13 protein-coding genes are annotated in these 12,153 nt (G+C 62.1%); 2 read left to right on the top strand and 11 right to left on the bottom strand.

The window, feature by feature from the left end; translation table 11 throughout:
• Nucleotides 1-23: 23 nt before the first annotated feature.
• Together ccmB and ccmA are read right to left on the bottom strand one after the other, a co-directional pair.
• Complete coding sequence (gene ccmB / locus P7C00_RS09190) at nucleotides 24-692, bottom strand: heme exporter protein CcmB (RefSeq protein ID WP_060841898.1); 669 nt, start codon at nucleotides 690-692, stop codon at nucleotides 24-26.
• On the bottom strand, nucleotides 689-1,324 hold the full coding sequence (ccmA, locus tag P7C00_RS09185; RefSeq protein ID WP_346631974.1) for a cytochrome c biogenesis heme-transporting ATPase CcmA: 636 nt from the start codon (nucleotides 1,322-1,324) through the stop codon (nucleotides 689-691). The genes ccmB and ccmA overlap by 4 nt, the downstream gene beginning before the upstream one ends.
• Nucleotides 1,325-1,520: 196 nt before the next feature.
• On the opposite strand from ccmA, the gene P7C00_RS09180 reads away from it, so the two are divergent.
• The gene (locus tag P7C00_RS09180) at nucleotides 1,521-3,104 is read left to right on the top strand and encodes a flagellar hook-length control protein FliK (protein WP_346631975.1); all 1,584 of its coding nucleotides are present in this window, start codon (nucleotides 1,521-1,523) and stop codon (nucleotides 3,102-3,104) included.
• A complete protein-coding gene (locus P7C00_RS09175; RefSeq protein ID WP_102878869.1) occupies nucleotides 3,101-3,430 on the top strand; it encodes an EscU/YscU/HrcU family type III secretion system export apparatus switch protein in 330 nt (109 codons plus the stop codon). Before P7C00_RS09180 ends, P7C00_RS09175 begins: the two co-directional genes overlap by 4 nt.
• 59 nt (nucleotides 3,431-3,489) lie before the next feature.
• Here the strand turns inward: P7C00_RS09175 and P7C00_RS09170 are convergent, their stop codons facing one another.
• From P7C00_RS09170 to P7C00_RS09130, 9 genes are all read right to left on the bottom strand, one after another.
• Nucleotides 3,490-3,882, bottom strand: coding sequence for a DUF2802 domain-containing protein (locus P7C00_RS09170; RefSeq protein WP_123723879.1), 393 nt, complete (start codon nucleotides 3,880-3,882; stop codon nucleotides 3,490-3,492).
• Nucleotides 3,883-4,365 carry a chemotaxis protein CheW gene (locus tag P7C00_RS09165; protein ID WP_011060011.1) on the bottom strand — a complete coding sequence of 161 codons (483 nt, stop codon included), beginning with the start codon at nucleotides 4,363-4,365 and terminating at the stop codon, nucleotides 3,883-3,885.
• Nucleotides 4,366-4,444: 79 nt separating this feature from the next.
• Nucleotides 4,445-5,344 carry a CheW domain-containing protein gene (locus P7C00_RS09160; RefSeq protein WP_346631976.1) on the bottom strand — a complete coding sequence of 300 codons (900 nt, stop codon included), beginning with the start codon at nucleotides 5,342-5,344 and terminating at the stop codon, nucleotides 4,445-4,447.
• Nucleotides 5,345-5,428: 84 nt separating this feature from the next.
• Nucleotides 5,429-6,217 (bottom strand): ParA family protein, encoded by a 789-nt coding sequence (locus P7C00_RS09155; protein ID WP_346631977.1) that lies wholly within the window; start codon nucleotides 6,215-6,217, stop codon nucleotides 5,429-5,431.
• Between the two features lie 50 nt (nucleotides 6,218-6,267).
• Nucleotides 6,268-7,155 (bottom strand): flagellar motor protein MotD, encoded by an 888-nt coding sequence (gene motD / locus P7C00_RS09150; protein ID WP_402894443.1) that lies wholly within the window; start codon nucleotides 7,153-7,155, stop codon nucleotides 6,268-6,270.
• Nucleotides 7,155-7,895 (bottom strand): flagellar motor protein, encoded by a 741-nt coding sequence (locus P7C00_RS09145; protein WP_102864005.1) that lies wholly within the window; start codon nucleotides 7,893-7,895, stop codon nucleotides 7,155-7,157. The genes motD and P7C00_RS09145 overlap by 1 nt, the downstream gene beginning before the upstream one ends.
• Nucleotides 7,895-9,016 carry a chemotaxis response regulator protein-glutamate methylesterase gene (locus P7C00_RS09140; RefSeq protein WP_207167265.1) on the bottom strand — a complete coding sequence of 374 codons (1,122 nt, stop codon included), beginning with the start codon at nucleotides 9,014-9,016 and terminating at the stop codon, nucleotides 7,895-7,897. Before P7C00_RS09140 ends, P7C00_RS09145 begins: the two co-directional genes overlap by 1 nt.
• A 47-nt stretch (nucleotides 9,017-9,063) precedes the next feature.
• Complete coding sequence (locus tag P7C00_RS09135; protein ID WP_346631978.1) at nucleotides 9,064-11,340, bottom strand: chemotaxis protein CheA; 2,277 nt, start codon at nucleotides 11,338-11,340, stop codon at nucleotides 9,064-9,066.
• 12 nt (nucleotides 11,341-11,352) lie between these two features.
• Nucleotides 11,353-12,141, bottom strand: coding sequence for a protein phosphatase CheZ (locus tag P7C00_RS09130; protein ID WP_011060004.1), 789 nt, complete (start codon nucleotides 12,139-12,141; stop codon nucleotides 11,353-11,355).
• Nucleotides 12,142-12,153 lie beyond the last annotated feature (12 nt).

The following is a 12,153-nucleotide window of genomic DNA, read 5'->3' as shown; positions in this document are numbered from 1 at the left end:
GGTTAAAAAACAACCAGACCTCATTATTCGCCGACGCTGATCTTCAGGCCAGCAGCTATTGCAAAGGGTGTAAGGGTCACTGCCAGGGCGGTCAGGCTCCCAAGCCACAGCAGATAACCTGTCGCCGGCATGCCCTGCAGTGCCGCCTGCAGGGCGCCACTGCCGAGAATCAGTACCGGGATGTACAAAGGCAGGATCAGCAACGCCAGCAGCAAGCCACCACGCTTCAACCCCACCGTCAGGGCTGCACCCACTGCGCCAAGCAGGCTCAGCACCGGAGTGCCCAGCAGCAATGACAGCAACAACACCGGCAGGCAGGCGGTAGGCAAGCCGAGCATCAAGGCCAGCAAGGGTGCAAGCAATACCAGTGCCAGGCCGGAAAAGGCCCAGTGTGCCAGTACCTTGGCCAAAACCAGAAGAGGCAGGGGGTGCGACGAAAGGACCCACTGTTCAAGGGATCCGTCCTCGAAATCACTGCGAAAAAGCCCGTCCAGCGAGAGCAGGACGGACAATAAGGCCGCTACCCAGACCAGCCCTGGAGACAAGGTTTGCAACAGATTTGTCTCAGGTCCCACGGCCAACGGGAACAGTGCAACGACGATGGCGAAGAACACCAGAGGGTTGGCCAGCTCCGCCGGGCGTCGAAACAGCAAACGCGCTTCACGGGCCAGCAATTGGGCAAAGACGCTCATGCCGCCCACCGCCCCAGATCCAGATCGCGGTAGCCCGCCGGCATGCGGGTCAAAGTGTGGTGAGTGGTCAGGACCACCATGCCGCCACGCTCACAATGATTGGCCAGGTGCTCCTCGAGCTGGGCCACACCCTGTTTGTCCAGGGCGGTGAAGGGCTCGTCGAGAATCCACAGCGGCGGCCCGTCCAGATACAGCCGGGCCAGGGCCACACGGCGCTGCTGGCCAGCGGACAGAGTGTGGCAAGCGACGTCTTCGAAGCCGCGCAGGCCGACGGCAGCCAGGGCCTGCCAGATGGCGTCGCGCGTTGCCGACTGGTGCAGAGCACAGAGCCAGTTGAGATTTTCTTCGGGGGTCAGGACATCCTTGATTCCGGCGGCGTGGCCGATCCACAACAGATTGCGCGCCAGTTCGGCACGCTGGGCATGCAAGGGCTGGCCATTGAGCAGTACCTGACCGCTGGTGGGTTGCATCAGGCCGGCCAGCAGACGTAGCAGGCTGGTCTTGCCACTGCCGTTGGGGCCACTGATCTGCACCATGTCTCCGCCCGTCAGACGCAACTCGAGGTGTTCAAACAGCATCCGCCAGTCGCGCTCACAGGCGAGTGCTACGGCTTCGAGAAGAGGGCTGGTCAAGGGATAGCGGGCCTTTACGGGTTCAAGTCGGCGATGGAGCGGCCGTTAAAGGGATGCAGGATAAATGCATTGGCGGCCTGTTCTAGAGAGCTGCGTCAAACATTTGCAATGTTTTCACCACTCCCCCAAAGACGAGCGGCATTATACATGCGAAGCCCTACGCTAATGAGGGCTAATTTCCACAGGTTGTGTCCGAATGACAGGCGAAATGAACATCCTCCCGCTGCCCCAGGCGCCCGCTCCCGGCACCTCGCGCCCGCAGGTGATCAGCGGCGAACTGCTCAAGCTGGTGCAACCCATTGAAGGCCTGATTGCCGCAGGCCAGAGTGCCAAGGCCGAAGTGCTGTCCCTCAAGCAGGCCGACCAGACCTTCCAGTTGCTGCTCAAGGTCACCCTGGACAACGGCCGGCAAACCACCGTGCAGGCCACCAGCAGCCAACCGCTGCCCCAGGGCACCAGCCTGGCGGTCACCCAGCCGTCTGCGGGTAATCTGGCGATCACCGTGCAGCAGGCCATCGCGTCCAACGTTGCCGCCCTGACTCGCCTGGATACCACCCAACTGCCGGCCGGCACCCTGCTCCAGGGCAAGGTGCTGACCACGCAAGCCCTGCCTCAGGGCAACAATCAGCCGGCGATCTACCGCTCCCTGGTAAGCCTGCTCAACACCGCGCAAAGTGGCGCTACCCTGAGCATCGACAGCCCGCAGCCGCTGCGTATCGGCAGCCTGCTCAGCGCCTTGGTCTCAGACTCGCAAACCCTGAATTTCGTCCCCCTGAGCAACCGCCAGGAACAGCTGGCCATCGCTGCTCAGCTGTCTAGCCAGCAAAGCCGCCAAGGCTCCCTGAGCGGACTGATCAACGTTCTGCAGAACCTGCCAGCCGACAGCCCACTGCCCACTGTTTCAGCCGACCTGCGGGCCGCCGTGGAGCGACTACTGGCCGGCCTACCGGACCCACAGCAATTGAGCAGCCCCCGGGGAGTGGCCCAGGCCCTGCTGGGCAGCGGCCTGTTCCTGGAAGCCAAGCTACTGGCCGGAGCCAACCCGGGGCAGGCTCCGGACATGAAGGGCGACCTGCTGCGCCTGATCGCGCAGTTGACGCCGGCCCTGCCCGCCTCCAGCAGTTTCAACGCGATCATCGCCGCCAACACCCTGGCGCAGTCATTACCGAGCTTCGTGCGCAGTGCCCTGGGCACCCTCGGCCAGGTCAGCGCCAAGACGCCGCCCAGCGGCTTCCCGCTGCCGGCACGGCTGCTGCAAAGCCTGGAGGGTGAAGGTGATCTGGAGCACTTGCTGCGCCTGGCCGCCGCTGCGGTATCACGCCTGCAGAGCCATCAACTGGCGAGTCTGGAGCAGAGCGGCCAGACCGACGATGGCCGGCAATTGACCACCTGGCAGCTGGAAATCCCCATGCGCAACCTGCAGGACATCGTGCCCTTGCAGGTCAAAATGCAGCGCGAAGAAGCGCCGGAGCCGGAGCCGCAACAAAAACGTGAAGAGCGAGAACCCAAGCAGCCCTTGTGGCGGCTCGATCTGGCCTTCGACCTGGAGCCCCTGGGCCCCTTACAGGTCCAGGCACAACTGATTCAAGGCCGGCTGTCCAGCCAGTTGTGGGCCGAACGCCCCTACACCGCGAGCCTGATCGAAAGCCACCTGGGCAGCCTGCGGGAACGCCTGCTGGCTTCGGGGCTGGATGTCGGCGACCTGGACTGCCACCTGGGCATCCCGCCCCAGGGCCCGCAAACCCGATTGGAACAACGCTGGGTCGACGAAACCGCATGAAGCACACACCTCCTCCACGCCAGGCCATTGCCCTCAAGTACGACGGCCAGCAAGCCCCGACCCTGACTGCCAAGGGCGACGATGAACTGGCGGAAGCCATCCTGAAGATCGCCCGGGACTATGAAGTGCCGATCTATGAAAATGCCGAGCTGGTGAAGCTGTTGGCGCGTCTGGAATTGGGCGAGAGCATTCCACCGGAGCTGTACCGGACCATCGCCGAAATCATCGCCTTCGCCTGGAACCTCAAGGGCAAGTTTCCGGCCGGGCATGATCCGCATCAGGTGGAGCTGGAGAAGGACATCACCGAGCGCGGTGACGATTATTGAAGAAAGGCCGCAGCAGGCGCTAAAGCGCAAGCTCCCCGGAGGAAGCTTGCGACTTGTGGCTAGCCTTTGTGCAGCTTGCTGACCAGCTCCGCCTCGGCCTGGGTCAAGCCGCAGGACTGGGTCAGCTCGTCAACACTGGCGCCCATGCCCACCAGGCGCGCGGCCTGGGCGAAGGACAGGCTGGAAGGGTCACGCTGCTCCAGCTGGGCCAGTTTGTCCGGCAAGGGGCCCACTACCGCTCGCAGTTCGTGCAGATCCTCGCCCATGCGCACCGTACCGCTCTGGTAATGGTCAACGCGCTTGGCCAGTTCCTTGATCCGCTGGTCGCGCACGGCATCGCCTTCGGCCTGTTGCGCAGCGATCTGCCGCTGATTGCGGGTGTACGACAGGAATAGCGCCACAGTGGCGACCCAAAGGATCGCCAGGACAATCACCGCTACCTCGAGGATCAATCAGATACTCTCCAGTTCCGACCATTCCTCTTCGCTCATCATCTTGTCCAGCTCAACCAGAATCAGCAGTTCGCCGTTCTTGTTGCAGACGCCCTGAATGAACTTGGCCGACTCTTCGTTACCGACGTTTGGCGCGGTTTCGACTTCCGACTGACGCAGGTAAACCACTTCCGCCACGCTGTCGACCATGATCCCGACCACTTGCTTGTCGGCTTCGATGATGACGATCCGGGTGTTGTCGTTGACTTCGGTAGGCACCAGGCCGAAACGCTGACGGGTGTCGATCACGGTGACCACATTGCCGCGCAGGTTGATGATCCCCAGCACATAGCTTGGGGCACCCGGTACCGGAGCGATCTCGGTGTAGCGCAGGACTTCCTGGACGCGCATCACGTTGATGCCGTAGGACTCGTTATCCAGCTTGAAGGTGACCCATTGCAGGATCGGATCTTCGGAACCCTGTGCAGACGACGACTTATTCATACCCTGACCCCTCAAAAAACCGTTGAAAACGGCGTGTGTTCTGTGTGGCCACATCCGACGGACGCGGCCTGTTGTTGGTTTACTTCGGCTTGTGGGCCGCTTGACTGATAGCCATCTGCTTGGCGCCGCCGGTGGCAATCAACTCGGCCAGTTCAGCAACGTCGAGCAAGGCACACATATGTTCAATCACCGTGCCGGCCAGCCACGGGCGCTGACCACGATGACTGCGCCACTTGATTTCGTTGGGGTCCAGGCGCAGGGAGCGACTGACCTGATGCACTGCCAGCCCCCACTCGTAGCCCTGGACCGAGATCACATACTGCAGGCCCTGGCGGAAATCATCGCGGTAGCGATCGGGCATGACCCAGCGCGCGGTATCCAGCACCTTCAGGTTGCCGGCCTGGCTCGGCAGGATGCCGAGGAACCATTCCGGCTGGCCGAACAGCGGTGTCAGTTCCTGCCCTGCCAGGGAATAGATCGACCCCAGGCATACCAGCGGCACTGCCAGGGTCAGGCCGGCGACATCGAACAACAGGCATTCGAAAGGCTCGGCCGCCCAGCTGGGACGGTCGCTACCGGTGACCGGAGGCGGTGTATTGCTCGGCGGCAGGTGAACTTCCACCAATGGCGGCACCAGGGCCTGGAGCAGCGGCACCACCGGCGAGATCGAACTCGGCAAGGGTTGCGGTGCTTCCATTACTGCCGGTGTCAGCGGCGCAGATGCAGGTGCAGCATCCCGGGCGGCGGGTGCCGCCTGGTGCTGGGCCTGTGCGTCCCGCGCCTGCTCTTCCAGTACTGCAGCCTGGAACTCATCCAGTACTTCGCTGGAAGCCGCAAGTGTTACCGGCGGGGCCGGCGGAGCAACCTGGACCGGCGGCTCCGGTAGCTGTTCCTCTTCGGTAGCATCCTGCAGCAAAGCGTCCAGGTACGACTGCAGCGCCAGCTGGGGCCGGCTCTTGATATCCAGAGGACGGTTCATGAGGATGCCCACGCAAAAACCCCGATACAGTGATCTGTAGGGGTTATCGGCCGGGCTGTCGAGTGACTTGAATAACGCTTCACGTCAAGCCACCTGCGCCACAAGTTGTTGGGCCAGCAGATGCTTGAGCAAGGCCTTGTAGGCCAGTACACCGCGGCTCTTGGCATCGAACTGAGAAGGGGTAACCCCTGCCCGGCTGGCATCCCGCAAGCGGGTATCCACCGGGATATAACCCTGCCAGATCTCTTCAGGAAACTTGTCCCGCAAAATCCGCAGAGTGCCCAGGGAAGCCTGGGTCCGGCGATCGAACAGGGTCGGCACAATGGTGAACGGCAGCGGCTGCTTGCGCGAGCGATTGACCATCGCCAGGGTGTTGACCATGCGCTCCAGCCCCTTGACCGCCAAGTGCTCGGTCTGCACCGGAATCACCAGTTGCTGGCTGGCCGCCAGGGCGTTGACCATCAACACACCGAGCAACGGCGGGCTGTCGATCACCGCGTAATCGAAATCCTGCCACAGCTGCGCCAGGCTCTTGGCGATCACGAGGCCAAGGCCACTCTGCCCCGGCGACTGGCGCTCGAGGGTGGCCAGAGCGGTGCTCGACGGCAACAATGAAATGCGCTCATGGCTGGTGCCCAGCAACAACTGGCCCGGCAGGTCCTGGGGCACATTGCCCTTGTGCAGGAACAGGTCGTAGCTGCTGTGCTCCAGGCTGTCCGGGTCATAGCCGAAGTAGCTGGTCATGGAACCGTGGGGGTCGAGATCGACCACGACCACGCGCTTGCCCGCCTCGGCCAGCAAACCGGCTAAAGCGATGGAACTGGTGGTTTTACCGACACCACCCTTTTGATTGGCAACTGCCCAGACTCTCATTCGGTTTGTTCCTCCCGCCCGGCCACAGCGGGGCGAGACATAGCGCTAAGTTATAAAGCAGGTGACGGAGAATTGACGGCGCTTCCCTGTACCGGTGTTTTCACTGGGGTTGGTGCAGTTTGTGTGCCAGCACGCTTGAGTGCCGCATCCGGTGTCGCATTGGCGGTTCCGGTGCCGGTCAGGCTGCGGCGCACATCGAGATTGCGCGACACCACCAGGACCACTCGGCGATTGCGCGCCCGGCCTTCGGCGGTGGCGTTGTTGCCCACCGGCTGGAACTCGCCATACCCCACAGAAGCCATGCGCGCCGGGTTCACCCCCTGCATTGCCAGCATCCGCACGATGCTCGCCGACCGGGCCGAAGACAACTCCCAGTTGGTCGGGTACTGCGCGGTCTGAATCGGCTGGTTGTCGGTGAAGCCTTCGACATGAATCGGGTTGTCGAAGGGTTTGAGGATCTTCGCCACCTTGTCGATGATGGTGAACGCCTGATCGCTGGGCATGGCATCGCCGCTGCCGAACAACAGGCTGGAATTGAGTTCGATCTCCACCCACAACTCGTTGCCACGCACGGTCATCTGGTTGGAGCTGATCAAGTCGCCAAAGGCGGCGCTGATGTCATCGGCGATGCTTTTCAGCGGATCACTGCCACCGGAGATGCCAGCGTCGGTCTGCTCGCTGTCCTTGACCAGCGGCTTGGCCGGGGTCACGGTCTTGGGCCGCTCGTCACCGATGGGAATCGGCTTGAGACTGCGATCGGAGTCGGTAAAGACCCCGATCAAGGCTTCGGAAATCACCTTGTACTTGCCCTCGTTGATCGAGGAAATGGAGTACATGACCACGAAAAACGCGAACAGCAAGGTGATGAAGTCGGCGTAGGAAACCAACCAGCGTTCGTGGTTGACGTGTTCTTCTTGCTGGCGACGACGAGCCATAATCAGTCCATGAAGCCTTGCAGCTTCAACTCGATGGAGCGGGGGTTTTCGCCTTCGGCAATCGACAGAATGCCTTCAAGCAACATTTCCCGGTAACGGGACTGGCGCAAGGCAATGGCCTTGAGCTTGGCCGCGATCGGCAACAGCACCAGGTTGGCGCTGGCCACCCCGTAGATAGTGGCGACGAAGGCCACGGCGATACCACTGCCCAACTGCGACGGGTCCGCCAGGTTACCCATCACGTGAATCAGGCCCATCACCGCACCGATGATGCCGATGGTCGGCGCATAGCCGCCCATGCTTTCGAAGACCTTGGCAGCCTCGATATCGCGGCTCTCCTGGGTGTAGAAGTCCACTTCAAGGATGCTGCGGATGGCTTCCGGCTCGGCACCGTCGACCAACAGCTGCAAGCCTTTGCGCGAATAGGTGTCCGGCTCGGCATCCGCCACGCCTTCCAGGCCCAGCAGGCCCTCCTTGCGCGCCGTCAGGCTCCAGTTGACCACCCGATCGATACCTCCGGGCAGATCCACCCGAGGTGGAAACAGAATCCACACCAGGATCTGCATGGCCCGTTTGAAGGCACTCAACGGCGACTGCAGCAAGGCAGCGCCAATGGTCCCGCCAAGCACGATCAGTGCCGCCGGGCCATTGGCCAGAGCCGACAGGTGACCACCTTCCAGGTAGTTGCCGCCGATGATGGCGACAAACGCCATGATGATCCCGATAAGGCTGAGCACATCCATCAGAGACAGGCCTCGACCAGATGCCGGCCGATGTCATCCAGGCTGTACACCGCATCCGCCAGGTTGGCTTTGACGATGGCCATGGGCATGCCGTAGATCACGCAACTGGCTTCATCCTGGGCCCAGACCGCGCTGCCACCCTGCTTGAGCAGGCGAGCACCTTCACGGCCGTCAGCGCCCATACCGGTCAGTACCACCGCCAGAACTTTGTCGCTGTAAGATTTGGCTGCAGAACCGAAGGTGATGTCCACGCACGGCTTGTAGTTCAGGCGCTCGTCGCCAGGAAGAATCTTCACCGCACCACGACCGTCGATCATCATCTGCTTGCCGCCAGGAGCCAGCAGCGCCAGGCCCGGACGCAGGATGTCGCCATCCTCCGCTTCCTTGACGCTGATACGGCAAAGCTTGTCCAGACGCTCGGCAAAAGCCTTGGTGAAGGCCGCCGGCATATGCTGAATCAGTACGATAGGTGCCGGAAAGTTGGCCGGCAGTTGGGTCAGGACCCGCTGCAGCGCCACCGGGCCACCGGTGGAAGTACCGATCGCCACCAGCTTGTAGGCCTTGCGCTTGGGCGCCGGTGATGCCGGGCCGGCAGCCGGTGCCGGAGCACGGACTGGAGCAGGTGCAGGTGCAGGCGCTGGACGACTGCCGCCAAAGCTCGACGGCGCCGGAGCTGGAGCAGCCGGTTGCGGCGCCGGGGCGCTGTAGCTGCTGAAACGGCGATTACTGCGCGAAATGCTGTGGACTTTCTCGCACAGCAGTTGCTTGACCTTCTCGGGATTGCGCGAGATGTCTTCGAAATTCTTCGGCAGGAAATCCACAGCCCCGGCATCCAGCGCGTCGAGGGTCACTCGAGCGCCTTCGTGGGTCAGGGAAGAGAACATCAGGACCGGCGTCGGGCAGCGCTGCATGATATGCCGCACTGCGGTGATGCCATCCATCATCGGCATCTCGTAGTCCATGGTGATCACGTCCGGCTTAAGCGCCAGGGCCTGATCGATCGCCTCTTTACCATTGGTCGCCGTACCGACGACCTGGATATTCGAATCCGCTGAAAGAATTTCCGAGACGCGGCGGCGGAAAAAACCCGAATCGTCCACCACCAGGACTTTGACTGCCATAAACACTCCGTTAGGTGGGGCGAGGCCAACCGCCCCTCCCCGCCGAATCAAATACGCCGTGCGGCGTAACGCTTGAGCATGCTCGGAACATCGAGAATCAGAGCGATGCGGCCGTCACCGGTAATGGTGGCGCCGGACATGCCCGGGGTTCCCTGAAGCATTTTGCCCAAGGGCTTGATGACCACTTCTTCCTGACCTACCAGCTGGTCGACGACAAAGCCGATCCGCTGGGTGCCCACCGAAAGGATCACTACGTGGCCTTCACGCTGCTCTTCATGAGCGGCGGAACTGACCAGCCAGCGCTTGAGGTAGAACAGGGGCAACGCCTTGTCACGCACGATCACCACTTCCTGACCGTCCACCACGTTGGTGCGGGACAGGTCGAGGTGGAAAATCTCGTTGACGTTGACCAACGGGAAAGCGAACGCCTGGTTACCCAGCATCACCATCAGGGTCGGCATGATCGCCAGGGTCAACGGCACCTTGATGACGATCTTCGAGCCCTGGCCCTTGGTCGAGTAGATATTGATCGAACCGTTGAGCTGGGAAATCTTGGTCTTCACCACGTCCATGCCCACGCCACGACCGGAGACGTCGGAAATCTCGGTCTTGGTGGAGAAGCCCGGGGCAAAGATCAGGTTGTAGCACTCGGTGTCGCTCAGGCGGTCGGCCGCGTCCTTGTCCATCACGCCGCGCTTGACGGCGATGGCCCGCAGTACGTTCGGGTCCATGCCCTTGCCGTCATCGGAAATCGACAGCAGGATGTGATCGCCTTCCTGTTCCGCCGCCAGCACCACCTTGCCACCGCGGGACTTGCCCGAGGCTTCGCGCTCTTCCGGCGATTCGATGCCGTGGTCCACCGCGTTGCGCACCAAGTGCACCAGCGGGTCGGCCAGGGCCTCTACCAGGTTCTTGTCGAGGTCGGTTTCTTCCCCCACCAGTTCCAGGTTGATTTCTTTCTTGAGCTGCCGGGCCAGGTCGCGAACCAGACGCGGGAAGCGCCCGAAAACCTTCTTGATCGGCTGCATGCGGGTTTTCATTACCGCGGTCTGCAGATCGGCCGTCACCACGTCGAGGTTCGACACGGCCTTGGACATGGCTTCGTCGCCGCTGTTGAGACCCAGGCGCACCAGACGGTTACGCACCAGAACCAGCTCGCCCACCATGTTCATGATTTCGTCCAGGCGCGCGGTATCGACCCGCACCGTGGTTTCTGCTTCGCTGGCAGGCTTTTCCGCTGGCGGCGCAGCCGCCGCGCGAGCAGGAGCCGGGGCTGGAGCCGCGGCCGGCTTCGGTGCTTCAGCCTTGGCCTCGGGCTTCTTCGCCACTGGCTTGGCGACTGCAGCGCTGGCTGTCGCAGCGGCTGCCGCAGGTGCAGCTGCCGCCGCCACGGCCGGCTTCGACGCACCCGGGGCTTCGGAGAATTTGCCCTTGCCGTGCAACTCGTCCAGCAGCGATTCGAATTCGTGATCGGTGATCAGGTCGCTGCCAGCGGCTGCCGCGCTTGGCGCAGCCACTGCCGGAGCAGGCGCCGCAGCCACGGCCGAATCCAGCGCATCCACGGCAAAGGTGCCCTTGCCATGCAATTGGTCCAGCAAGGCCTCGAATTCGTCGTCGGTGATTTCGTCGCCACCGGCGGCTGCGCCAGGCGTGGCGTTGGCCGCAGCCGGGGCCACCGCATCGGCGGCGAACTGGCCTTTACCGTGCAGTTGGTCCAGCAGCGACTCGAACTCGGCGTCAGTGATTTCATCGCTGGCCGGCTCGCCCGCAGCCACTGGAGCAGCGGCAGGCGCAGCCTCGGCGTCGGCCTTGGCGGCATTCAGCGAATCGAGCAGCAATTCGAATTCGTTATCGGTGATATCCCCGCCCTGGGCCTCAGGCTCGGCAACGGGTTCAGCCACCTCTTCCACAACAGGCGCTGGAGCCTCGGCACCGGCGGGTTCGGCCAGGCGCGCCAAGGCGGCCAGCAGTTCCGGTGTCGCGGCAGTAATTTCGGTGCGCTCACGGACCTGGCTGAACATGCCGTTCACCGCGTCCAGAGCCTCAAGCACCACGTCCATCAGTTCCGAGTCGACTCGCCGCTCACCCTTGCGCAGGATGTCGAAGACGTTCTCGGCGATGTGGCAGCACTCCACCAGCTCATTGAGCTGGAGGAAGCCGGCGCCCCCTTTAACAGTGTGAAAACCGCGAAAAATTGCATTGAGCAAGTCCGCATCATCTGGCCGGCTTTCCAGCTCGACCAGTTGTTCGGACAGTTGCTCTAGAATCTCGCCGGCCTCAACCAGGAAATCCTGAAGGATCTCTTCATCGGCGCCGAAGCTCATTAATGGGTGCTCCTAGAATCCAAGGCTGGAAAGCAAATCGTCTACATCGTCCTGACCGGACATAACGTCTTCCCGTTTATCGGCATGAATCTGCGGACCTTCACCCTTGGCGAGATGTTTTTGCGGATCTTTTTCAGCGAGGATCGATTCACGGTCATGTTCGATGCCGGCGAAACGATCGACCTGGCTGGCCATCAAGACGAGTTTGAGCAGATTGCTTTCGACTTCCGTGACCAACTGGGTCACACGCTTGATCACCTGACCGGTCAGGTCCTGGTAATCCTGCGCCAGCAGAATGTCGTTGAGGTGGCCCGATACGGTGCGGGTTTCCTGCTCGCTGCGCGTCAGGAAACTGTCGACCCGGCGTGCCAGTTCGCGAAACTCTTCAGCGCCGACCTCACGCCGCATAAAGCGCCCCCAGTCTGCGCTCAAGGCCTGGGCTTCAGTGCTCAGGCCGTTGACCAACGGGGTGCTGCTCTCTACCAGGTCCATGGTGCGGTTGGCTGCGGCTTCCGTGAGCCGGACCACATAGGACAGGCGCTCAGTGGCATCCGTGATCTGTGAAACTTCCTCGGCTTGCGGCATGTGCGGGTCAATCTGGAAATTGACGATTGCGCTATGCAGCTCGCGGGTGAGCTTGCCCACTTCCTGATACAGGCCGCGGTCACGGGTCTGATTGAGCTCATGGATCAATTGCACCGCTTCGCCGAACCTGCCCTTTTCAAGGCTTTCGACCAGTTCCAGCGCATGTTTTTTCAGGGTCGACTCAAAGTCGCCCAGTGAAGATTCGTTATGCTCCATAGCTCCCCCGTG

This window comes from Pseudomonas sp. JDS08PS003 (genome assembly GCF_045013505.1).
GTDB lineage: Bacteria > Pseudomonadota > Gammaproteobacteria > Pseudomonadales > Pseudomonadaceae > Aquipseudomonas > Aquipseudomonas protegens_B.
The sequence above is the reverse complement of the archived record's forward strand: the minus strand, read 5'-3'. Positions and strand labels throughout refer to the sequence as shown.